The sequence below is a fragment of the Rhodobacteraceae bacterium LMO-JJ12 genome (genome assembly GCA_021555075.1).
GTDB lineage: Bacteria > Pseudomonadota > Alphaproteobacteria > Rhodobacterales > Rhodobacteraceae > JAKGBX01.
The window spans coordinates 25,580-48,669 of the sequence record JAKGBX010000005.1; the positions used below are offsets into that span (position 1 = coordinate 25,580).

The 23,090-nt window shown below is 64.5% G+C and carries 24 protein-coding genes; 21 read left to right on the forward strand and 3 right to left on the reverse strand.

Annotated elements, in window-relative coordinates; genetic code table 11:
* Window positions 1-52: 52 nt before the first annotated feature.
* Together LZG00_20240 and LZG00_20245 are read right to left on the reverse strand one after the other, a co-directional pair.
* Window positions 53-1,420: an ATP-binding protein gene (locus LZG00_20240; protein MCF3596320.1), complete on the reverse strand. Its 1,368-nt coding sequence runs from the start codon at window positions 1,418-1,420 to the stop codon at window positions 53-55.
* Window positions 1,417-2,076, reverse strand: a complete 660-nt coding sequence (locus tag LZG00_20245; protein MCF3596321.1) for a response regulator transcription factor — start codon at window positions 2,074-2,076, stop codon at window positions 1,417-1,419. The genes LZG00_20240 and LZG00_20245 overlap by 4 nt, the downstream gene beginning before the upstream one ends.
* Window positions 2,077-2,221: 145 nt before the next feature.
* On the opposite strand from LZG00_20245, the gene LZG00_20250 reads away from it, so the two are divergent.
* The 9 genes from LZG00_20250 to LZG00_20290 all read left to right on the forward strand — a co-directional run bounded on the left by LZG00_20250 (window position 2,222) and on the right by LZG00_20290 (window position 11,036).
* Window positions 2,222-2,539, forward strand: a complete 318-nt coding sequence (locus LZG00_20250; GenBank protein MCF3596322.1) for a PepSY domain-containing protein — start codon at window positions 2,222-2,224, stop codon at window positions 2,537-2,539.
* Window positions 2,496-3,881, forward strand: a complete 1,386-nt coding sequence (locus LZG00_20255; protein MCF3596323.1) for a ferredoxin reductase family protein — start codon at window positions 2,496-2,498, stop codon at window positions 3,879-3,881. The genes LZG00_20250 and LZG00_20255 overlap by 44 nt, the downstream gene beginning before the upstream one ends.
* A 180-nt stretch (window positions 3,882-4,061) precedes the next feature.
* The gene (locus tag LZG00_20260) at window positions 4,062-4,442 is read left to right on the forward strand and encodes a PepSY domain-containing protein (GenBank protein ID MCF3596324.1); all 381 of its coding nucleotides are present in this window, start codon (window positions 4,062-4,064) and stop codon (window positions 4,440-4,442) included.
* Between the two features lie 35 nt (window positions 4,443-4,477).
* Window positions 4,478-4,948: a DUF2271 domain-containing protein gene (locus tag LZG00_20265; GenBank protein MCF3596325.1), complete on the forward strand. Its 471-nt coding sequence runs from the start codon at window positions 4,478-4,480 to the stop codon at window positions 4,946-4,948.
* An 11-nt stretch (window positions 4,949-4,959) separates the two neighbouring features.
* Window positions 4,960-7,167: a PepSY domain-containing protein gene (locus LZG00_20270; protein ID MCF3596326.1), complete on the forward strand. Its 2,208-nt coding sequence runs from the start codon at window positions 4,960-4,962 to the stop codon at window positions 7,165-7,167.
* The gene (locus LZG00_20275; protein MCF3596327.1) at window positions 7,148-8,128 is read left to right on the forward strand and encodes an FAD:protein FMN transferase; all 981 of its coding nucleotides are present in this window, start codon (window positions 7,148-7,150) and stop codon (window positions 8,126-8,128) included. The genes LZG00_20270 and LZG00_20275 overlap by 20 nt, the downstream gene beginning before the upstream one ends.
* Window positions 8,129-8,133: 5 nt before the next feature.
* Window positions 8,134-10,041, forward strand: a complete 1,908-nt coding sequence (gene cadA / locus LZG00_20280; GenBank protein ID MCF3596328.1) for a cadmium-translocating P-type ATPase — start codon at window positions 8,134-8,136, stop codon at window positions 10,039-10,041.
* On the forward strand, window positions 10,038-10,739 hold the full coding sequence (locus LZG00_20285) for a VIT family protein (GenBank protein ID MCF3596329.1): 702 nt from the start codon (window positions 10,038-10,040) through the stop codon (window positions 10,737-10,739). The genes cadA and LZG00_20285 overlap by 4 nt, the downstream gene beginning before the upstream one ends.
* A 135-nt stretch (window positions 10,740-10,874) precedes the next feature.
* Window positions 10,875-11,036: a hypothetical protein gene (locus tag LZG00_20290; GenBank protein ID MCF3596330.1), complete on the forward strand. Its 162-nt coding sequence runs from the start codon at window positions 10,875-10,877 to the stop codon at window positions 11,034-11,036.
* 28 nt (window positions 11,037-11,064) lie between these two features.
* Here LZG00_20290 and LZG00_20295 read toward each other — a convergent pair whose 3' ends face one another.
* The gene (locus LZG00_20295; GenBank protein MCF3596331.1) at window positions 11,065-11,358 is read right to left on the reverse strand and encodes a hypothetical protein; all 294 of its coding nucleotides are present in this window, start codon (window positions 11,356-11,358) and stop codon (window positions 11,065-11,067) included.
* Window positions 11,359-11,710: 352 nt separating this feature from the next.
* On the opposite strand from LZG00_20295, the gene LZG00_20300 reads away from it, so the two are divergent.
* The 12 genes from LZG00_20300 (at window position 11,711) to LZG00_20355 (ending at window position 23,081) form a co-directional block, all read left to right on the forward strand.
* Window positions 11,711-12,181 (forward strand): hypothetical protein, encoded by a 471-nt coding sequence (locus LZG00_20300; GenBank protein ID MCF3596332.1) that lies wholly within the window; start codon window positions 11,711-11,713, stop codon window positions 12,179-12,181.
* Between the two features lie 40 nt (window positions 12,182-12,221).
* Window positions 12,222-13,160, forward strand: coding sequence for an ssDNA-binding domain-containing protein (locus LZG00_20305; GenBank protein MCF3596333.1), 939 nt, complete (start codon window positions 12,222-12,224; stop codon window positions 13,158-13,160).
* Window positions 13,161-13,183: 23 nt separating this feature from the next.
* Complete coding sequence (locus LZG00_20310) at window positions 13,184-13,393, forward strand: DUF6330 family protein (GenBank protein MCF3596334.1); 210 nt, start codon at window positions 13,184-13,186, stop codon at window positions 13,391-13,393.
* A gap of 88 nt (window positions 13,394-13,481) precedes the next feature.
* Window positions 13,482-13,871 carry a DUF3768 domain-containing protein gene (locus LZG00_20315; protein MCF3596335.1) on the forward strand — a complete coding sequence of 130 codons (390 nt, stop codon included), beginning with the start codon at window positions 13,482-13,484 and terminating at the stop codon, window positions 13,869-13,871.
* Between the two features lie 158 nt (window positions 13,872-14,029).
* Window positions 14,030-16,012 (forward strand): ParB/RepB/Spo0J family partition protein, encoded by a 1,983-nt coding sequence (locus LZG00_20320; GenBank protein MCF3596336.1) that lies wholly within the window; start codon window positions 14,030-14,032, stop codon window positions 16,010-16,012.
* Window positions 16,013-16,088: 76 nt separating this feature from the next.
* Complete coding sequence (locus LZG00_20325; GenBank protein MCF3596337.1) at window positions 16,089-16,682, forward strand: regulator; 594 nt, start codon at window positions 16,089-16,091, stop codon at window positions 16,680-16,682.
* The gene (locus tag LZG00_20330; protein ID MCF3596338.1) at window positions 16,682-17,335 is read left to right on the forward strand and encodes a hypothetical protein; all 654 of its coding nucleotides are present in this window, start codon (window positions 16,682-16,684) and stop codon (window positions 17,333-17,335) included. Before LZG00_20325 ends, LZG00_20330 begins: the two co-directional genes overlap by 1 nt.
* 125 nt (window positions 17,336-17,460) lie before the next feature.
* A complete protein-coding gene (locus tag LZG00_20335) occupies window positions 17,461-17,787 on the forward strand; it encodes a type II toxin-antitoxin system PrlF family antitoxin (GenBank protein MCF3596339.1) in 327 nt (108 codons plus the stop codon).
* Window positions 17,784-18,302, forward strand: a complete 519-nt coding sequence (locus tag LZG00_20340; protein ID MCF3596340.1) for a type II toxin-antitoxin system YhaV family toxin — start codon at window positions 17,784-17,786, stop codon at window positions 18,300-18,302. The genes LZG00_20335 and LZG00_20340 overlap by 4 nt, the downstream gene beginning before the upstream one ends.
* A gap of 94 nt (window positions 18,303-18,396) precedes the next feature.
* Window positions 18,397-18,561, forward strand: coding sequence for a hypothetical protein (locus LZG00_20345; protein MCF3596341.1), 165 nt, complete (start codon window positions 18,397-18,399; stop codon window positions 18,559-18,561).
* Window positions 18,551-18,703 (forward strand): StaA, encoded by a 153-nt coding sequence (locus LZG00_20350; protein MCF3596342.1) that lies wholly within the window; start codon window positions 18,551-18,553, stop codon window positions 18,701-18,703. The genes LZG00_20345 and LZG00_20350 overlap by 11 nt, the downstream gene beginning before the upstream one ends.
* 103 nt (window positions 18,704-18,806) lie before the next feature.
* A complete protein-coding gene (locus tag LZG00_20355) occupies window positions 18,807-23,081 on the forward strand; it encodes a strawberry notch family protein (GenBank protein MCF3596343.1) in 4,275 nt (1,424 codons plus the stop codon).
* The last annotated feature ends 9 nt before the right edge of the window (window positions 23,082-23,090 follow it).

Here is a 23,090-nt window from a genome sequence, read left to right on the forward strand (position 1 = left end):
TACAACAACCATCATCGACACCGCACCCCTCGGGGCGCTGCGACGTGAGACTTCAAGGCCAATGCTCCCGATCTTTCACATGGGCATTTGGAGCATCCGTTGGCAATCTGACGGATGCCTGAAATCCAGAAGTTTCACCGGGACGTGGTGACTGGAGCAAGAGAGAGGTTTCGATCCGTTCTGCGATGGCTGAGACGATAGCGAGGCCAAGCCCGCTACCATCAGTTTTTGCATCTGCCCTCTCGAAGCGCCCTGTCAGGCGTTCGAGTGTTTCGGTTGCTACCGCGGGGCCCTCGTTCGCCACGATCAACTGCCCCTCGCTCGTGAGTGTAACCGCGACTGGGGCATTCTGCGCCCCGTGGCGTAGGGCGTTTTCCACCAGATTCCGGCACAGAATTCCTAATGCGTCGGGGTCGATATCAGACAAGACAGGCGTGTCCGGCAAGTTCAACGTAAGGCGCCCGTTCTCTGTGGTGCGCGCGATATCTTCCACCACGACCCGAGTGATGGTTCTGACATCAGCGCTCTGGTCCATCCGAAGTCTACCGCCTTCCGCCCGCGCAAGCTGCAGGAGACGCTCGGAAAGCCGAGTGAGACGCTTGAGCGTTGCCTCGATCTCGGCGGCACGGGCGTCGATGGTCGGATCTTTGGTCTCTGACCGCAGTCGCTGCGCCTGGGCGATAGCGCCCGCCAATGGTGTCCTTAGTTCATGAGCCGCATTGGCTGCAAAACTTCGCTCAGCCTCGAACGCGTCGCGCAACCGAGCCAAAAGGCTGTTCAAGGTTGCGGCCAGCGGTCCGATTTCGGTCGGCAGGTCGGCCGCGGGTACTTCTGACAGGTCGCGCACGCCGCGCGCTTCAAGCCGCGTACGGAACCGATGGAGAGGGGCGAGGCTAAAGCGCACAGCGAGAATAATCGACGCGAGCGCCAACGGCAGCACGACCAGCAGCGGCAGGCCGAGGCCCATCTGGATTTCAAGAGCAACCGATGCGCGATGCGCCAACGGTTCGGCCACGGTGATGCTGATCGTCCCCTGGAGCGCCGCGTCGCTGTAGAGGCGATGTGTGGCGTTCTGCCCAAATCCCGGCCCGTCGTATGGAGGGAACACGGCAGGGTCCGCCGCATGGGATTGCAGCAAAATGCGTCCCTCGGCATCGCGTACGATGTAGGTGAAGAACTCGTCATGCTCCCGGATCGGCGCGAGGCGCTGCGTCACACCCTGATCTTCTCGGCCGACGATGTCGGTCACGGCCAGCGGAAGGATGCGCTCGGCGGTTTCGCGCAGGGCGCTGTCGAAGACCTCGTCCATCTCGCCCCGAACGATCACCGCGGTAACCGTGGCGGCGGCGAGCCAGAGGATCGTCAGCACAAGGCCGAGTGACAAGCCGAGCCGTACCTGAAGGCTGGATGGCCACATCATGGCTTGCCCAGCCGGTAACCCATGCCGCGCTCGGTCTCGATGATGGCGCTCCCCAGTTTCTTGCGCAGGCGGCTCACGTGCACCTCGATGGTGTTGCTCTCGACTTCGGCGTCGAAAGCGTAGAGCTTCTCCTCCAACTGCGCCTTGGACAGGAGCTGCCCGGGACGCGCCAGGAAGGCCTCGAAGAGCGCCCATTCCCGCGCCGTCAGCGGCACATGTCTGCCATCCCGATGGACGCTGCGCGCGGCAAGGTCGATGTCGAGCGGTCCGTGGGTCAGGATCGGGTTGGGGTTGCCGCTGTAGCGCCGCGCGACCGATCCGATCCGTGCCGACAGTTCCGACAGGTCGAAGGGCTTCACAAGATAGTCGTCAGCGCCCGCATTGAGGCCTTCGATCCTATCGGACACCTGGTCGAGCGCCGTCAGGATGATGACCGGCGTCACGTCTCCACGCGTCCTGAGGCCCTTGAGGAACCCGATACCACGTCCGTCTGGCAGCATGAGGTCGAGCAGGAGCAGGTCGTAAGAGGTTGCGCTCATCGCGTCTGCCGCCGCGTCTAGCCGCGTGACCCAGTCTACTGACTGGCCATCAGCTGCGATCTGGTCGCGCACGGCAGCGCCAAGAGTCGTGTCGTCCTCGATCAGCAATATGCGCATGGTCGTACCCGTCCTTTCCTGATGTCCCTCCATGATCCGTCTGGCTGACACGAAGCTGAAGCTTGTGGGTCGAGCCCCTTCAGGCTGCCGTCAGCTTCGCGGCGCATGAATGGCATCAAGAGGCGAGCCACTAGGAGTGTGCCCCATGAAGAAGACATTGACAATTATCGGCTTTCTCGCGGTCTTTACGGCCGGCGCGGCGCTGGCTGACGACGATTGCTTCGTGCCGATGGCCGACTGGCAGCCGCGCGATGCTGTTGCCATGCTGGCCGAGGAAAATGGTTGGACGGTGCGCCGGATCAAGATCGATGACGGCTGCTACGAGATCGACGGGAGGGATGCCGAGGGGCGTGCGATCGAGGTGACTGTCCACCCGGCCACGCTGGAGGTAATCGAGTTCGAGTACGAGGACGACGAGGATGATCGCCGCGAGCGGGATCACGAGAGACGCGACGATGACTGATGCAGCGCGTCGCGACGGTATTGTCCCGGTGCCGAGCCTGCCGCCACTCTCCCGGCTTTCCCTAAACTCTCCTCTAGCCCTGACGGGCCCGGTGCTGGTTGCGTTGCCATGCCTGCTGGCGGCTTTGCTCGGTTTCAACACCTATGCGACTTATGGTGCGGATGCCGCGCTCGGCATCGCCGTCGGGGCCGCGGCAGTTGTCGCGATGGCACAGACCCTGATCCTCGCCGCACGGCCGCCGCTGGTGGAGCCGTTGTTCGGCGGTCTCGATCGCATGTACCGGGTCCACAAGTGGCTTGGTATTTCCGCAATGGTCCTGATGATCCTGCACCAGCAGATCGAGCCGGATTTCGAGCGTTTGGTGCGTGAAACCTCCCTTGGTGAACTTGGTGAAGAGGCGGGCGAACTTGCCTTCAACGCGCTTCTTGCCCTGGTTGCTGTCAGCTGGTTCCGGAGATTGCCCTTCACCCCACTGGAAATCCCCTATCAAATCTGGCGGTTCAGCCATCGTTTCATGGGGGCCCTTTTTGCAATCGTGGTCTTTCACCAGTTCTTCGTCGACCTGCCGACAGAGGTAGATCCATCGCTCTCGGTGCTTCTGAACACATTCGGCATCGCCGGAGTGATCGCGTGGATATTCACCGAGCTGGTCGCCCCGTACCTGCGGCGTAGAGAATTCACCGTCACAGAGATCAGCCAGACCAAGGACACCACCACGCTAACCCTCCGCCCCGAGGGGCGGGCCATGCGGTGGCGGCCGGGGCAATTCGCCTTCTTCCGCGCGCCAGAGGCAGGACTGTCCGAGCCGCACCCTTTCACGATTGCCAGCGCCCCGCGCCCTGACGGCACCCTGACGTTCTGCATCAGGGGGTTGGGTGGCTGGACACGAAGCCTGCCCGCCATCTTGCGGACCGGAACGCGCGTGCAGGTCGAAGGGCCATATGGACGGTTCAATTTCCGCAAGGGCGGTGCGCGCCAAATATGGCTTGCCGGCGGCATCGGTATCACGCCGTTCCTCGCCTGGGCGGAAAGCCTGACAGAGGCGGAGAGTCGCGACATTCACCTCATCTACTGCGTTCCGACACAAGAGGAGGCGATTGGCGTAGAGACGTTGCGCGCTGCGGCTGCCCGCAACCCGAGGTTCAGTTTCGAGGTGGTCGTTACGACGCGCGATGGCAGGCTCACGGCCGAGCGCCTGATTGGCGCGGTCCCTTTCGCGATCCGGCAAGCCGATCTGTGGTTCTGCGGCCCAACCGGTCTGAAGGACGGGATTCTCAAGGGCTTGAAAGCACAAGGCCAAACGCCTCGCCGTGTCCGCTTCGAGCAGTTCGAATTCACCTGAACGCGGGGCAGGGCGTATAGCCATGCCAGCCCTGTAGCCTGCGCTCGCATCTTTTTGGCCCCGTCATCATCGGCGGGGCCATTTTCCTGACGGCAAGCTGAAGCAGGAATCGCTGGGGCGTCAGGATGCCCTCAGGTCGGGGTGCCAGATTGGTCTCATCAAACGAAAGGACCCCTTGCCATGAAAAAGACCCTGACCGCCCTTGCCCTGATCGCACTTTTGCCCGCCGGCGCTGCGCTGGCCGACGACGATGATTGCAATGCGCCCCGTGACCAGTGGCAGCCGCGCGAGGCCGCCATGCAGATGGCCGAACAGAACGGTTGGACGGTGCGCGACTTCGAGATCGACGACGGCTGCTACGAAATCGAAGGCCGAGACCAGAATGGCCGCGAGATCGAGGTGAAGTTCGATCCGGCGACGCTGCAGATCGTCGAGATGGACTACGAGGATGATGACGACGACCGCGGTGGCGCCCGCAATCCCGCGCCCGCTGGAACGGTCGCTCCTCCGCAGAACGGCCTCTTCGGAAACGGCGCCCCTCCGCAGGTTCAGGTGAACTGAACAGCTCCGAAGCACCCTGAACAAGGATCATTCCCATGAAATCACTTCTCGCAACGCTCGCGCTTACCACCGCACTCACGCTTCCCGGCCTCGCTATGGCACGGCCCGTGACGCTCACAACCACCCTTAACAACTATGGTGGCGACGGCGCTTACCTCGCGCTTTACGTTACCGACGCCTCGGGCGCCTATGTCGGCAGTCTCTGGATGGCTGGTGGCAAGTCCAAGTACTACGAGCATCTGAGCGACTGGTACCGTGCCACGGGCGGCGATACCGCGCAGGTAAACGGTATCACCGGCGCCAGCGTCGGCGCGGGCCGCAGTCTCGAGATCACGCTCGATCTGGCCGACGCGCTGTTCGATGCGGGCTACACGCTGCACATCGACGCGGCAGTCGAGGATATGCGCGACAGCCCGAACGAGGTGGCCGTGCCGCTGACGACGGCGGGCGCGGGCACGCCGGTGAGCGGGCGGCGCTACATCGCCAACTTCTCCTACGACATGTGAGGGGCAGGGCCATGATCCGTACACTCCATCGCTGGCCGGGTCTTCTGGCACTCGCGCTCGTCACGATCCTGAGCCTGAGCGGCGCTGCGCTCTCGGTCTTTCCGGCAGTCGAGCGCATCACCGCGCCGCAGGTGGAGACTGGCCTGACAGTCGCCACCCTCGCGGAGCGCATCCAGGTCGTCTATCCGGGCGTCGAGCAGATCCGGCGGTCGCCCTCCGGTCGGATCACCGCCTATTGGTTCGATCAGGGCGCGCCGGGTGCTGCCGTGATCGACCCGGCGACGGGCGCGGGCGTGGCCTCGGCCGACCCGAACCAGGCGCTTCGCTGGCTCACCAACTTTCATCGCTCGCTCTTCCTCGGGGATGGCGGGCGCATCGCCATGGCCGCCGGGGCCGCGGCGATGCTGGTCCTCTCGCTCTCGGGTGCTATGCTGGTCGTGCGACGGGCGGGCGGATGGCGGCACTGGTTCGCGTCCTTGCGCGGTCCGTTCACGGGCAGGCTGCATGTCGAGATCGCCCGGATCGCCGTCATCGGCCTCGTTCTGTCCTCCACCACCGCCCTCTGGATGACAGCCTCCACCTTCGATCTTTTGCCGGACGGTGGCGTCCTGCCGGCTGATCCCACCGAAGTGAGCGGAGAGATTGGGTTCGCTCTCGATCAGATGGCCACGCTGCTGCAGACGCCCGTCGCCGAGCTGCGCGAACTGAGCTTTCCCTATCCCGGCGATGCGACGGACGTGTTCACACTGAAGACCGACCGGGGCACCGGCTATCTTGACCAGGGAACCGGCGCGCTCGTGGCATGGGCCGACCTGACCGGGTGGGAGCGCGTCTCGGAAACCATTTACATGCTGCACACGGGGCAGGGGGCCGCGATGCTCGGCCTTGTGCTCGGGATGATGGCGCTCGGAGTGCCGGCGATGGGCGTGACCGGCGTCTTGATCTGGCTTGCCGGGCGGCGCGGGCGGCCGCGCATCCGGGGCAACCAGCCCGCGGGCCGTGCCGAGACGATCATTCTTGTCGGCAGCGAGGGTGGCAGCACCTGGGGCTTCGCCGCGACCCTGCATGCCGCGCTGACGGCAGCGGGGCAGGGCGTCCATGTTGGCCCGATGTCGGGCTTCGCACCAGAGCGCTACGCCCGTGCAGAGCGCATCATCGTCCTCGCCGCGACTTATGGCGATGGCGCGGCGCCCGCCTCGGCCAAGGGGCTCCTCGACCGGATGAACGCGTCGGCCCCTGCGCCTGATATCCCGATGGCCCTGCTCGGCTTCGGCGACCGCAGCTTTCCGTCCTATTGCGCCTTCGCCAAGGCCGTTGCGGCAGCGGCGCAGGCGAAGGGCTGGGCCGAACTCATGCCGCTGGACACGATCGACCGCCAATCGCCACAGGATTTCGCGCGCTGGGGCCGAGCTCTTGGCGAGGTGCTTGGCATCTCTCTCGAGCTTTCTCACCAGCCCGTTTCGCCGCGCACCGAAACATTGACCCTCGTCTCGCGGCGCAACTACGGGGCCGAGATGCAGGCGGGGGCCGCGATCCTGCGCTTCGCCCTGCCGCGCGCAACGCCGTGGCAACGGCTGACGGGCACGGGCTTCGCACGGTTCCAGGCGGGCGACCTGATCGGCGTCCTGCCGCAGGGCAGCCCGATGCCGCGCCTCTATTCGCTGGCCTCGGGCCGGCGCGACGGGTTCGTCGAGATCGTGGTGCGCAAGCATCCGGGCGGTCTGGCCTCGGGCCAGCTGACCGCGCTGGAACCGGGCGATACGGTCCGGGCCTTCCTGCGGCGCAATCCCGGCTTTGACGCCGGTCGCGGTCTCACCCCGCTGATCCTGATCGGGGCGGGCACCGGCATCGGGCCGCTGGCGGGCTTCATCCGCGGCAATGCGCGGCACAGGCCCGTGCACCTGTTTTTCGGGATGCGGCATGCGGACAGCGATTTCTTCTATGGCGAAGAGATGCCCGGCTGGCAGGCTGAGGGGCGGTTGACCCGGCTTGTCACCGCCGTCTCGCGCGGCGCGCGGCGCAGTTATGTGCAGGACGCCTTGCGCGCCGACGCGGCGCAGGTGGCCCGGCTTATCTGCGACGGGGCGCGTGTGATGGTCTGCGGCGGGCGCGACATGGCCACGGGCGTGAGCGATGCGTTGGCCGAGATACTCGCACCTGCCGGGCTTACGCCCGCAGTCCTAAAGGCAGAGGGGCGGTATGTCGAAGATGTCTACTGAGCGCGCGCGCATCGCCCTGAACGGCCCCGCCATGGGCACGCGCTGGTCGGCGCTGTTCTTCGCGGATCGGGTCCGCGACACGGATGCAATTCGTGCCGCCCTTCAGGCGGCTGTCGACGAGGTGGACACGCAGATGTCGATGTGGAACGCGGAGAGCGCGCTCATGCGGATCAATGCGGCGCCGGTGGGCGATTGGGTGGTGGTGCCGGAGCAACTGCGGGCGGTCCTGCGCCTCGGGCTCGAGATCGGGCGTGCCTCGGGCGGGGCCTTCGATATCGGCATGGGCGATGCGGTGACGGCCTGGGGTTTCGGGCCCGGGGCCGCCGCGCCCGAGGGTATCCGCGCCGCGATGGACGCCCCCCGCCGCCCGGCTCAGGAGGTGCTGGAGATCGAGGGGATGCAGTTGCGCAAGACCGCGCCCGTCGCGCTGGACCTGAACGGCATCGCCAAGGGCCACGGTGTCGACCGGCTCGCCGAGACCTTGCGCGATCATGGGATTGCCGACGCCCTTGTCGGCATCGACGGTGAGATGCGTGCCATGGGCCTGCGCCCCGATGGCGAGGCATGGATCATCGCGGTAGAAGCGCCGGACCCTGATCGCCGGACGCCGCATTCGGTTCTGGCGCTGCAGGACGCCGCCGTCGCGACCTCCGGTGACTACCGCCATTGGGTCGAGGTGCATGGGCGCCGCCTGTCGCATACCATGGATCCGAGACGTGGCGCGCCGCTGATCGCCTCGCCGGCCTCCGTCACCGTCGTGGCCCGCACCTGTGCCGAGGCCGACGCCTGGGCGACGGCGCTGATGGTGCTCGGTGCGGAGAGGGGTGCGGACCTCGCAAGACAACGTGGACTCGACGCCCTGTTTCTTCTGCGCGATGATGAAGGGAATGCAATGGGCGTGGGAGTCGGGCGTCTTTTTTCCGAAGAACCAGCGGCAATCGCCTCAGCCGGGGGAAGATGAGCCGCATGGAACAGACCCGTACCGATCGCTTCAAGACCGCACTCCTGCTGATGGCCGCAACCGGGCTGATCGTGGGACTCGCATTCTACCTTGCGGGCCAACCAGAGGTTGCGAACCTGATCTGGATTGCAGGAGTTGTTCCCGCGCTGGCAGCGCTTGTGGTCGAAATCGTCCGCAGCATTGGGCGCGGCGAGGTGGGCCTCGATATCGTTGCCGCGCTGTCGATGTCGGCGGCGCTTGTCTTCGGCGAGACCTTGGCTGCGGCTGTCGTCGCAGTCATGTATTCTGGAGGCACTTTCCTCGAAGCCTTCGCTGAGGGCCGTGCACGTCGTTCGATGAAGGATCTTCTATCTCGCGTACCCCGGACCGCGACGCGGCACCGGAACGGCGGTCTTGAGGATGTGCCTCTCGAGGAGATCGCACCGGGCGATCGCCTGCTGATCCGGCAGGGCGATGTCGTTCCCGTGGACGGTTCGGTTACGTCCGACACCGCCTTCCTCGACACCGCGGCGCTGACCGGCGAATCCCTCCCAGTCCGGCTGGCGCGCGGGGCCGACGCCATGAGCGGATCGACCAACGCGGGCGAGGCCTTCGACCTGACGGCGACGCGCGAGGCCAAGGACAGCACCTATGCCGGGATCGTTCGCCTGGTCGAGGAAGCGCAGGCGTCCAAAGCGCCGATGTCCCGGCTGGCCGACCGCTGGTCGCTGGGCTTTCTGGTCGTCACCGTCAGTATCGCCTTCGCGGCCTGGTGGTTCACAGGCGATCCGATCCGCGCGGTCGCCGTGCTGGTGGTCGCCACGCCCTGTCCGCTGATCCTTGCCGTGCCGGTTGCGCTGGTCGCGGGTCTCTCGCGTGCGGCGCATTTTGGCGTTTTGATCAAGGGCGCAGGGCCGCTCGAGACAATGGCGCGCATCCGTACGCTGATCCTCGACAAGACGGGGACGCTGACAGATGGCCGTCCGCAGATCATCTCGATCGACAGCCACGATGGCATGAACGAGGACGACATCCTGCGCCTCGCGGCCGCGCTCGATCAGGCCTCCAAGCACCCTGTCGCGCAAGCGATCGTCACCGCCGCCAAGGCACAGGGCTTCACACTGCCCGTTCCGACAGAAGTGGCTGAGATCCCGGGCGAAGGGGTCTTGGGTCGTGTGGAGGACCGCGAGGTGATCGTCGGGGGCGACGGCTTCGTGGCGTCCCGGGTCGGGCGGATGGTGGGCGATCACCCCGCCAAGGGCGCCGGATCGGTCCTTGTCGCAGTGGCAGTTGACGGTCACATGGCCGGGCACCTCGTCATGTCCGACCCGCTGCGCGAGGGAGCGGGTGCCATGCTGGACGGTCTGCGCCGCCAAGGGATCTCGCGTATCCTGCTGGCCACCGGCGACCGCGCGGACGTGGCCGAGCGTGTGACGGAAGGGCTGGGCCTCGACGGGCTGCGGGCCGGTCTGACGCCGGATCAAAAGGTGTTGCTGGTGCTCTCTGAGCGTAAACACGGGCCGGTGATGATGGTGGGTGATGGTGTCAACGACGCGCCCGCCCTGGCCGCAGCCGATGTAGGCGTGGCAATGGGGGCACGGGGCGCCGCGGCCTCGGCCGAGGCCGCCGACGTGGTGCTGCTCGTCGACCGGATCGACCGGCTGGGGCCCGGCATCGAGATCGCGCGGGCTTCACGCCGGATCGCGGTCGAAAGCGTTGTCGCCGGGATCGGCCTGTCTGTCATGGGCATGATCGCGGCCGCTTTCGGCTACCTCACGCCGGTTCAGGGCGCGCTCCTGCAAGAAGTGATCGACGTTGCCGTGATCCTGAACGCCCTGCGCGCGCTGCGCATCGCGCCACAGGAGCCAGCTACGGGCAAACCCCAGGCGATCATTTCAGAGCAAGCTGACATCGTTCAAGGAGCCACGCCATGAGCCGTCTATCACATTCTGAAATCCATATGGTGCATCGCATCGGCTGGCTGCGGGCCGCCGTTCTCGGCGCCAACGATGGTCTTGTCTCGACCGCGAGCCTCGTCGTCGGCGTCGCCGCAGCCGGGTCCGGCAAGCCCGAGGTCATGATCGCCGGGCTGGCCGGGCTTATGGCTGGCGCGATGTCGATGGCGGCGGGGGAGTATGTCTCGGTCAGCTCGCAAACTGACGCCGAACAGGCGGACCTCGCCCGAGAGAGCCGTGAACTCGAGGAAACGCCCGAGGCCGAGCTCGAGGAACTAACCCGGATTTATGTTGAAAGGGGGCTGGACCGCGACCTGGCGGAAAAGGTTGCCGTGCAACTGACTGAACGTGACGCGCTCGGATCGCATGCGCGCGACGAGCTCGGCATTTCGGAAACCGTTACCGCCCGCCCTGTCCAGGCGGCTCTGGTGTCCGCACTGACCTTCGCCGTTGGGGCGGTGCTGCCCCTGATCGTCGTGCTGCTGGTCTCGGAGGCGCAGATCGCTCCCCTGGTGGCGGGATCGACGATCCTTGGCCTTGCGGTTCTTGGCGGATTGGGCGCTTCGGCCGGCGGCGCAGGCGTCGTCCGTGGGGCCACGCGGGTCACGCTATGGGGAGCGCTTGCAATGGCGGCGACAGCCGGGGTCGGTGCGCTGTTCGGGGTCGCCGTAGGCTAGGAGTTAATGGGGTGTACCCGAACCCCGCTCCGGCTGCTTGTTGCGGCAACGCTCGTCAACATCGTGCTGATCATCGAGGTGCCACAGATCGAGTCGCAGCGCGTGGGGTCATAAACCCATGTCCGCAAATGGGTCATGCTGGACGAGATCAACACCGATGTTCTGGAGCGGTCCTTTGTCTGGGAGGACCGCACGCCCATCGGCACGTTCAGTTCCGTCTTCACATCCAAAATCCAGTCCAGCCTGATCGCGCTTGCCAAGTCGGGCGGGGCATCCGTTGTCGATCGGCCGAAGTAATCTCGATCAGCGCGGGGTCTACCCAGCTTCACTTGTTCCCATCGATCCACTTCGACATCAGCTCCTTGTCGCGGAAGCATTCGTCCGGCACGGCGCGGCGCTTGATGCGGGCGAGGCGCTCGGCAAAGGCGACCTGCTTTGATGTCGGGCGGCTGTCCTGCGTGCCCGGCTTCAGCTTGGCCTGTGCGTCGATCCAGGCGCTCAAGGAGCGCCGATCTTGCTGAACCTCACACGGCAGAAGCGTCTGGTTGCGAAGGGCCAGTGCGCGCGCATAGGCGATCTGCTTTGGCGTCGCGGGCAGGGCGTAAGTGGTGCTTTCCATCGGGGATCTCCCTTCTTAGCGTGGCTTTCAACATAGAACATAACAGGAACAAAATCAAGCCACCTGCGGAAATCATGGGGTTTGAGAGGAAGAGGAGGGCCGGGGGAGGTCAGGCCTGAGGATGCCCGAAAGAGGGTGTCCGGGCCTGATCCTGTTCCTCATTGGGGTCTGATGCCGGAAAGTGGAGGATCCTACGTTCTCATGAGCTTTGCATTTAACGCTCCTCGGCATCAGATCCCTAAAGAGTGAAAGTGTTCTTCGGGTTTTGTGACTGACGGATGAGGGCCTTTGGGGTCCCTCAGATGGGTCCGGGCCGGATTCCGGTCTGCCGTTCCTGATGAAGGGCATTCCCATGCAAACAGGTGTCTTGCGCGTGCTCCGCGCAACCGCTGCCTCGTGGTGGCGGCATAGAGAGCTGCGCCGAACTGGCCAGACGGCGCTGGCACAACGGCGCGAGCGCGAGACCGTCCTACGTGATCTCGGTTATCTGAAGCAGGCGGCGTTATTGCCAAACGCGCATGTGATCTGCGGGGAGGGCGGGACATTCCTCCATCTCGGTTGGACCACCGTGTCGACCTTCGCGCCGATCAAGCGCTTTCCCTTGGCCGCCCTCGCGGTCGCACAAGGGACCCCGTTCATCGATATCCGACCCGTCACCGATGTCATCGCCTTCGCGAACCTGCCGCGGGTGGCGCGGGACGGATCGGACGACTCTGAACCTTCGGGTCCCGGCAGGTCCGTGTCGCTGACCACCTACATCGACATGGCCGAACAGCTCGGCGCGAGCATCACCAACGATCCGCGGCCCTGTCGGTCAACCTAGTGACCACTCCCTCTCACCAAAACTCGAAAGGACGCCAGCCATGGCCCGATCCCGCACGCCCAAATTCGATGCCTCAGAGGTCATCACAAACGAAATCATCCGTATCATTGAGCGCGGCGTGCTGCCGTGGCGCCAGCCCTGGACCGCAGGCGGCAGCTCTCGCCCCGTGCGCGTGGGCGGTGAGCCCTACCAGGGGGTGAACAACTTTCTGCTGACGATGCGGACCGTGATGGCGGGCCACAGCTCACCTTTCTGGATGACGCTGCCGCAAGCCAATGCGTTGGACGCAAAGGTTCGCAAGGGCGAGAAGTCCTCTGTCGTCGTTTACTACGGTCAAAGCTGGAGGGACGCCGGCGATGAGGATGACCGCAGCGACGGGGATGATCGCTCCGAGGAAGCCCGTGTCTTCCGCTTCCAGAAATCCTACCGCGTATTCAACGCCTGCCAGATCGAGGGCTTGCCCGACAGCTTCTACCCTGACCCGGAGCCCGTGCCCGAGCATCCGCCGTCCGAGCCCATCCCGCACATGCAGGCGTTTTTCGATGCCATCGACATCACGACCGTCTTCACGGGCACGGAAGCGTACTATTTGCCCCCCGTGGACAAGGTCTACATGCCGTCCATCACGCGGTTCCAGGACCCGCGCAATTTTTACGGGGTCTGGGCCCATGAGCTCGCCCATGCCACGAAAGCCCCCCATCGATTGAACCGTGATTTCGGGTTCTCGAAGTTTGGCAACACGTCCTATGCGCGTGAGGAGATTGTCGCGGAATTGACCTCGGTGTTCCTAGGCCAGTCGCTCGGCTTCACGGCGCATACGCTCGAGATGAATGCCGCCTATCTCCACAACTGGTTGCGGGTCCTTCGGTCGGACAAGGGCGCGATCTTCCGGCACGCCGCGGACGCGCAGCGCGCCTGTGATTATCTGATCGCCAGATCGGAGACGGGCAGGGCAGGGGACGGCGCCGAGGCCGCCTGACCGCGCGGAGAACGGAGACACCCATGTCACGTAAAGAACCCAAAACGCTGCGGGTGGCCTGCTTCAACGACGGCCGCCGCAAGATCATCACCTTCAAGCGCGGTGCCTATTGGTGGAGCACGTCCGAGGGCGCTTATCCGCTCTCGGCGGCGCTCGAGAGCATCAAGGAACAGGGTGGCTGGGTCGAGACCATCCCCAACCCGAATTTCAGACCCAAAGGGCTGTTCGGGTAGGGCGCCTTCGGCCTCGATTCATCCGCCAAGCGGAAAAGAAAAAGCGGGCTTTGAGAAGGGTGTTTCAAACCTCTCAAAGGAGATCCCCATGTCCATGAATGTTCAACCCCAGCCAGACCGTCCGGATCCGACCGTGATCGCGGTGCAGAACGACGCGTTTCGCAAACTTGCATGCCTTGGAGTGCCGCCCGCGCAGCCCATCCAGGGCCGGATGCATGTCACCCGCTCGCTTATGGAGGCCGACGATGGCTTCATGGCCGAGGCGGTGAAGGCGACTGGTGAGTTTGCCACATTCGAGCCCGAAAATGACCCGGAAGGCTGGCATGATTTCGGGGCGGTCGAGATCCGGGGCGAGACCGTGTTCTGGAAAATCGATCTCTATGAGGCGGACTCGGATTTCCGCTACGGGGCTGAGACCCCGGACAACCCCGCCACCACCATGCGCGTGCTGACCATTATGTTGGCGCGCGACTGGTAGAAGGGCAGGGGACACCCTCTCCTGACACCCCAGGCGATGAAGGCCCACTGACCCCTCAAAGGGAGAGTGGGCCTTTTGTCGTGGTGATCCCTGAAGACGGGGATTGGTCACGCGCGTGAAGGCGCGGGCCACACCTCACCCACCTGGAAGGATATCCCATGACTAAAAGCATTACCGCTCTCACCGTCGCCATCGGCGATCTGACCGCCCATCCCGCCAACGTGCGCAGCAACTCGCCGGAAACTTATGACCCCGAGAACATCGCGCATCTGAAGGCCAGCATCGCTGTGCTGGGCCTGCTCCAGCCTCTCCTGGTCCAGAAGCTTGACGGCAAATATGCTGTCCTCGCCGGTGGCCGGCGCCATGCAGCCCTGAAGGAGCTGGCCGCAGACAAGGCCGCCAAGGGGTTCACTGCGAAAACCAAGATCGACTGTCGCCTTGTGCCGGAGGAGTGCGACGTCACCACGGCACTGTCGCTCGCCGAGAACATCACCCAGGCCCCGATGAACGCAATCGACGAGTTCGAGGCCTTCGCCCGCATGATGGAGGTCGACGGCCAGACGCCCGAGACCATCGCGAAGTCATTCGGCACGACCGTCGCCGCCGTGAAAGGCCGGTTGCGCTATGGCCTGATCCACCCCGACATCCGCGCCGCGGCTCGGGGCAAGGTGATCACGCTCGACACAATGAAGGCCTTCGCCGAGCACCCGAGCCAGGAGGCACAGCGCGAGGTCTTCGAGGCGCTCACGAAAGACGGCGGCTATCTGCAGGCCTATACCGTCCGTCAGGCACTCAAATCCCGCGGGGTGCAGGTCAGCGACGATATCGGGGCTTTCGTGCGCGAAGACTACGAGGCACGCGGCGGCGCCGTCGCAGCCGATCTGCTGGAAGAGCATTCTGTGCTCGAGGATGCGGCGCTGGTCGAGACCATTCTGCTCGAGAAGCTCGGTGCCGCTGCCGAAGAGGCCCGTATGAGGCTGGGCTTTGCCTGGGCCGATGCGATGGTCCGCTATGATTACGCGACCATGGCCGACTACGGCCGCGTCTATCCCGGCCCGATCGAGCCGGATGAGACTGCCCAGAAGCGCATCGACGAGATCGCCGCCGAACTTGAACAGCTGCAGCTCGAGATGGAAGATGAGGGGCTCGACGACGGTGCCTACAACGCCCTTTACGACCGCGTCGACGCTCTGGAAGAGGAAGCGCGCGATCTGCAGGAGGCCTACAGCGCCGAGGACCTCGCACGGTCTGGGGTGATCGCGTCGTGGCAGGGTGGGCAGATCACGCTCCATGTTGGCCTCGTCCGCCCCGAGGACACCGTCAAAGAGGAGGGCGCACGCGGCTCTTCAAGTAACCCGACGGGGGAGGAGGCACCGGACGCCGGCGAAATCAACTACCCGGCCTCGCTGGCCGAGGATCTCAAGACCGAGCGGGCCATGGCGCTCGGTGCCGCGATGGCGCTGCATCCGGAAGCCACGCTCGATCTGACGCTTTTCAAGCTGGTGAGCGACGTCCTGGCCAGCGGTATGAGCGTCACGCAGGCGATCAAGATCGACGCCCGCAAGGAATACCGCAGCCATGCCAAGATGGACGAGATCGACGAGACCTCGCTCGAGCAGGTGGCGGCGGCGCATGATGCGCTGGACCTCTCGTGGCTCGATGACAGCCGCTCGCCCGCCGATCAGTTTGCGGCGTTTCGCGCGCTGGAGGCCGGCGAGAAAGCCAAGCTCGTCGCTTATGCGACAGCCAGCACCACGCAGTCCTGTTTTGCCCGGGACCGGCAGCGTGACAGCCTGATGCATGCGTTCGAGATCGAGATCATGCCCGATATCCGCGCCCACTGGACGCCGAATGCGGCGCTCTTCAATCGCTTTAAAAAGGCCTGGCTCCTGAAGATCCTCGGCGAGGATCTGGGTCTCGCCCAGGAGGCTGTGACGCTGGCCTCGTCGAGCAAGAAGGAGATCGTCGCCTTTTGCGACAAGCTCTTCGCTGAGCCCTTCGCGACGCTCACGGAAGCGCAGCGCGCTGCCGTGGGCGCCTGGTGTCCGCCCATGATGCAGACCGCCGGTGTCGCCTTTGATGAGGCGGAGCCCGCTGCGGAAACCCCGGAGCCTGACGGCGACATCGCGCAAGCGGCCTGAGTCCTCACGCGACCCGCGCGTGGACCATGCCGCCCGCGCGGGTCGACCCTTCCAAACCGAACAGAAAGACATCCCCATGGCTATTCTCAAGTTCTCTGCCTCCGCTGTTGCGGCGCAAATCGCACATGCGCGTGCCTGCAAGACCTTCCTGCCCAACTGGAACGGGCCCGTGGACAGGCCGGCCCTGATCCTCATCGTCGGCAATGGTGTGCATCTGCGCTCGAACGGCATCGATGGCACGACCACCCGTATCGTTACCACCGAGCAGGCCGATCCCTCCTTCGCCTTCGCCGACGGCATGAACCCGTTTCGGGACACCGACTGGATGGCGCAGCGCCGCATGGCGTTTCGTGATCTGACCGGCCAGTTCTACACCGACATCCTGGATGACGTGCAGGTGCTCATCGACCGGGGGCGGGGGGCGATCCGGCTCGCCACCGATGGCCACAGTATCCGCGTCTTCGTGCGCCGGGCCTCGGATTATCTCATCGGCGGGACCTACGAAGTGCCCTCGGGCCTCGGCGGCACCTTCCGGGTCATCCTGAAGGATGCCTGCGACACCTTCGCGATCGTGCAGAACTGCGGCAATTGCGAGGATTTCGACGCCATGCAGCCCTACCGCGTGCCGCTCGATGCGCTGATGGAAATCGATGACCGGAGGGCGGCGTGATGGGTTGGCTCTTCTACACCGACGGCCGCGTCCAGACCTACGCGGATGAGAAAGCGGAGATTGCTCGGCTGTGCACCTTCGAGGGCGAAAGGCGCAAGACGGAACTGGTCAAAGCCTGCAAGGTGGGTTCGACTTGGTACGCGGCGGCAAAGGTCACAAATATCGACGGCACCCCTGTCGAAGACACGACCTATGTCACCGATGCGGATGGCTCCATCACTTTCGCCGCCGTATTCCTTACCCGATATGATGACGGCTGCTGGGGCTACAAGGACATGGAGGAAAGCGCGGGACCGGTCGAATCCCGCGCGCCACTGAGCCTATTGGCCCTGCTGTCCGAGCTGAAAGACCCAGACAGCTACGCCCAGGACTGGCGTCAGCGCTGCCGGGACTGGGCGTCGATCCCGGACTACGAGGAAGGCGACAAGATCAAGCTCGCAGCACCTGTGACGCTCACCGATGGCAGTACCTGCCAGATTGTCACCGCGACCCACTACAGGCGCGGGCGGCAAAAGCGCCGCTGCTACCGCATCGAGGAAACTGGTGGGCTCGTACGCCTGTCAAAGGCCTCGCTTGCGGGCTCGGAGCTGCTCAGCTCCACGAAAGGTGCGGCTAGCCCGGTGCTGGCGGAGTTCCTGGCGGGGCGAAATTAGGTCCTGCGCCGGACGGGTCATCGACTTGCCCGGCGACAGCAGATGCTGCGGCTTGTCTTGACAAGGCAATGCAAATGCATTACCTATCGCAGGCAGCAAAGATCCCTCTCTTTCAGGAGACTGCCATGACAGCGCTCGCACAAGATGTCTCGAAACTCACGGATCGGTATCAGACGACCGTGCCGGCGGGTGTTCGCAAGCAACTCAAGCTGGGCAAGGGCGACCAGATTCGTTACTGCACCGAGCCGAGTGGCAGGGTCTATATCGAGCCCGTGCGCAGCGACGAGGAAGATCCCGTGCTCGGAGCCTTTCTCGATTTTGTCGAGGCCGATATCAAGGCGCATCCGGACCGCATTCGGGCGTTCGATGGGGCTTTGCATGACCGTCTTGCAGCACTGGTCGGAGACGTTGATGTCGATCTCGATGCGCCGCTATCGCTCGAGGATGAATGAGCGGCGATAGCGTGCCCGCCCAAGCGCCCCTTGTCGTAAACGGATGGTCGATTTATGCGCATCCGCTCTTTCTGGACCAGCTCGAAGGGCTGATCGAGGAAGTCGAGGTGCGTAAGGCACGCGATCCCAAGACCTGGCGCAAGAAGAATTCCACGAAACGGCTGGCCGCCATCTTCAAGCTGGTCACCGAGGCCATACCGGCAGATCCGGGTGCCGCCGCCTTCCGGCAAGGCGGCACACTCGGCGATCACCGCAAGCACTGGTTCCGGGCGAAATTCTTCCAGCAGTATCGGCTGTTCTATCGGTTCAACAGCGATGCGAAGGTCATCGTGGTGGCCTGGGTGAACGACGACAAGACCCTGCGCGCCTACGGCAGCAAGACGGACGCCTATGCGACGTTCAAAGGAATGCTGGAAGATGGCAATCCACCTGACAATTTCGACGCGCTCTTGAAAGAAGCTGCAGCGGCAGGCAAGCGGTTCGAGAAATCCCTTGAAGCGGTGCCCGATCGGTAAGTGGGCCAGCTTGCTATGACCCTTTGGCATTATCATTTACGACGCCACGCTCGAAGATGTAGCATCGGCTGATAATGCGGTCGGAGAAAGCACAATGAATGAGACGGAAAAGGATAGGCAGCACCTCGGTCTAGAGGAGCAATGCGCGCCTGACCTGACGGGGCACCGTTTCCCAATTGCTGTACGCGTTGCAGACATGCCCGATGACCTCGGCAAGCTGCTGGATATCGGGCTCGAGGAGCATTTCCGTGGCCGCTGAAGCGAATTCTTATGACACGTGGTTTTGCGCGCAGGTGCAGGCCGCGCTGGAGGATGCACGCTCGGGAACATCTCAGGTTCAGGTGATGCAGGCCGCACAGGCATTGATTGATGCGAAGCGGCAGGTCGAACCCAAGTCCTGACCAAGCCTTTGAGGTCGGCGCGGTCTGACCCCCGTCACCCTGAAAAGCGAAAGGGGGCTTTTTGTCCTTTGGAACTCAGACCCTGATCCAAAGGAAAATCCCCATGACCAAGCCCAAACCGGCAAATCCGGCTCTCTCGATCTCCCACCCTGACCTCGCCTCTGCCCTCGAGCAGATCGGCACGGAGATCGACCTCCATCCGCTGCGCAGCTCAGCGCTGGCGCGCATCATGCGCGAGACGTTTCATGGCAGCGATGCCGGCGGTGCCTGGGACTGGCGCATGGCATATGACCTGATGCAGGCTGCGGCTATCCAGGTGCTGCTGCGTGGGGACGGCGCCGAAGGTGACATCGCCGCCGCAAAGCTGCTTGCCTCACGGCTTCTGACGGAAACGCGCCGGTCAGAGCAGCAGATCCGGCTGCAGCAGTTTTCCACACCGCTGGCATTCGCGACCATGGCGGTGCGGGCCGCGGCGATCCGCAAGAGCGAGACCGTGCTGGAGCCGTCGGCGGGCACCGGTGCACTGGCCGCTTTCGCCGCCCGGGCCGGTGCCATGCTTTTGCTCAACGAGATCGACCCCTTTCGCCAGCGCCTCCTGCGCGCGGTTTTCGGCGGCGAGGTGACGGGCCATGACGGCGAGCATATCGACGATCTGCTGCAGTCGCCCGTTCTGCCCGACGTCGTGGTGATGAATCCGCCCTTCGCCTCCTCGGTCGATCGCTCCCGAGACAAGCACATCGCCGCCAAGCATCTCATCGCGGCTGCAAAGCGTCTGGCACCCGGCGGGCGGCTGGTGGCGATCATGCCGCCAGGATTCACGCCCGAACGCGATTCCGCGTATTGGTCCCGCGCCTGCGGTCTCCTGACGCCGCGATTGGCGCTGACGATGCCGGGACAGGTCTATCGCAAGCTCGGCACCTCTGTCGAAACCCAGCTCATGGTCTTCGACAAGGTGCAGGAGGATGGCGAAATGATCCGCGTCCCTGTGCGGGATCTGGATGAAGCCCTTCCTTTTGTCGTCGCCGTGGCCGCAACCCGGCCTGAGATGCGCCCCGTCCAACGGGCGGCAGCGGTTACTCCTGCGCGGCCGACCGTTCCATCCTCTGCTCCGCGCAAGACCGCCGCTGCGCCTGTCGCCGCCTCCAAACCCCGGGCCAATGCCGTTGTCCCGCTAGTTTTCACGAGACTTGAGACCCCGCGCGACAACACGCCGATCTCGGACATATATGCGCGCTACCGTCCGCAACGGATCGAGATCGCGGGTGCGCAAGAACATCCCACGCCGCTCGTCGAAAGCATCGCCATGGCCTCGGTTGCCCCGCCCATGCCCTCAAATACGGGCCGTGATGGCTTGCGCCTGCCCGCACGGTTGATCGAGGAGGGAGATCTCTCCGAGGCGCAGCTCGAGACCATCATCATGGCGCATGATGCCCATGGGCGTGATCTGCCCGGTCGGTTTACCATCGATGACGACCAGACCAAGCTGACGCGCGCCGATGATGACCCGGATGCACGAGCCTATCGCCTTGGCTATTTCCTCGGCGACGGCACCGGTTGCGGCAAGGGCCGCGAATGCGCGGGGCTCATTCTCGTGAACTGGCTGGCCGGGCGCAGGAAGGCGATCTGGGTCTCCAAATCCGCGACGCTCATCGAGGACGCGATCCGCGACTGGACCGATCTCGGCGGCTCGCCCGCCGACATTCAGCCGCTCTCCAAATGGAAACCGGACCAGCCCATCCCGATGGGCGACGGTATCCTCTTCGTCACCTACGCCACGCTGCGGTCCGCGGGCAAATGCGGCACCACGCGGCTGAGCCAGATCCTCGACTGGATGGGCGAAGATTTCGACGGCGTCCTCGCTTTTGATGAGGCCCATGCCATGCAGAACGCGGCCGGATCGGAGCAGGGCAGGGGGGTCAAACCCTCCCAGCAGGGCCTTGCTGGCCTCCGGCTGCAACTGGCAGCACCCCGCGCTCGCGTCTTCTACATCTCGGCCACGGGTGCGACGAGCGTCCACAACCTCGCCTATGCCGCGCGGCTGGGGCTCTGGGGGCAGGGCCCCGAATACCCCTTCCCAAGCCGCGAGAGCTTCGTTTCTGCGATGGAAGCCGGCGGTGTCGCTGCCATGGAAGTGGTCGCGCGCGATCTCAAGACGCTCGGGCTCTACACGGCGCGTGCCCTCAGCTTCGACGGCGTGGAGTATGACGTGCTCGAACACGCGCTCACTCAGGCCCAGATCGAGATCTACGACGCATACGCGACTTCGTTTCGGACGATCCATCACAATCTCGAGGCCGCGCTGACAGCGACCGGCGTCAACGACGCCTCGGGAGAGACTAATGCCTCGGCCGCACGCTCCTCGGCCAAATCTCGCTTCGAGAGCACGAAGCAGCGCTTCTTCAATCATCTGCTGATGGGCATGAAGGCCCCGACCATCATCCGCGCCATCGCGGACGATCTGGCGGCGGGCAAGGCTTGCGTCATTCAGGTGGTCTCTACAGGCGAAAGCCTGCTGAAACGTCGGCTTGAGACGATGGACCCGGAGGACGAGCTGGTCGAGGGCGCGCTAACGCCGCGCGACTACGTCCTGGGATACCTCGAACAGGCCTTCCCGATTCATGCGCAAAAGCTCGTGGAGATTGACGGCAACATGGTGGCGGAACCCTTGCGGGATGAGACCGGCGCGCTCGTCGTCTCGCGCGAGGCGCTCGCCCTGCGCGATGCGGCCATGATGGAGTTGATGACGCTGGCGCCGATCCCCTCGGCGCTCGATCAGATCCTCTGGGCTTTTGGCGACGAGGCCGTCGCAGAGGTCACGGGTCGGTCCATCCGCCCTTTGAAGGCCGAGGATGGTCATCTCTTCATCGAGAAGCGCGCCGCCAGCAGCAATTCATCCGAGACCCAAGCCTTCATGGACGGCGAGAAGGATATCCTTATCTTTTCCGATGCGGGCGGGACGGGCCGGTCCTATCATGCGGCACAAACGGCGAAGAACCAGAAGCGGCGGCGGCACTATCTTCTGGAGCCCGGCTGGCGCGCGGATGCGGCCATCCAGGGGCTCGGGCGCACGCATCGCTCGGCTCAGGTCAGCGCGCCCTTCTTCCGGGTCTGCACCTCGGATGTGCATGGCGAAAAGCGTTTCACCTCGACGATCGCCAAGCGCCTCGACCAGCTGGGGGCCTTGACCAAGGGCCAGCGCGAGACCGGCTCGCAAGGCATGTTCCGCGAGGAGGACAATCTCGAAAGCCCGATCGCGCGGGCGGCTCTGCGTGGGTATTTCGCCGATCTTGCCGCCGGGCGCGCCGAGGCGATGAGCTACGAGAGCTTCAACGACTGGACAGCCCTGCGACTGATCGACAAGGACGCTGTGCTTCTCGAGGAGCTTCCCCCGATCCAGCGGTTTCTCAACCGGGTTCTGGCCCTGCCCATCCACATTCAGAACGCGCTCTTTGCCGAGTTCATGCGCCGGATTGCCGATCAGACTGAACGGGCGCGCGCGGCGGGCACGCTCGATCTCGGCGTCGAAACCCTGCGCGGCGAAAAGATCGAACAGGTCTCCACCGAGGATCTCTGGACCTGCCCGAAATCCGGTGCGGTCACGCGGATCATCGGACTTGAGGTGACGGACCCGGTGCACGTCCTTGGTGCCGAAGAGGCCCTCTCACGCAATCCCGACAAGCTGCCGATGGTCAATCGCGCCTCCGGCCGCGCAGCGCTCATCTCGGCGCGGCCCATGCAGATGTATGACGAGGACATCGTCACGCTGATGCGCAAGGTAGTGCGGCCAAACGGGTCGAGCTATCTCGAAGAGGCGCGGTTCGAGTCCTCGGCCTGGGAAGAGATCAACAGGCCCGAGTTTGCAGGATTTTGGGATGCCGAGGCTGCGTCCCTGCCAAAAACCACCACGACCAGGCTCTACCTGCTGACCGGGCTGTTGCTGCCGATCTGGAAGGATATTCCGACCACGAATGAACGCATCTACAGGGTCACGCCGGACGGGGCGGCCGCCATGATCGGGCGCACGCTGAGCGAGGAAGGTGCGGCCGCGCTGCGCGCCCGCTTCCTCGTCTCCAATCCGCAAACGCCGCAGGAGATGTTAACCGCCGCCCTCGGCACCACCGCGCCGGTCGATCTGGGCCGGGGTCTGACCCTGACCCGTCGCCGCGTCGCAGGCGAGATGCGCCTCGAGCTTGGCGGCGCGGACAAGGGCATGATCGAAGGCCTCAAGGTCATGGGGTGTTTCACTGAGATCATTGCCTTCCAGTTGCGGGTGTTCCTGCCGCATGGGGACGGGATCGACACGGGAAGCATTCTGGCCCGGATTGTTGGAACCGGACCAGACGCCACGCGGGACGTGGCTTCAGTGGCAGCGGAATAGGTGAGGGGT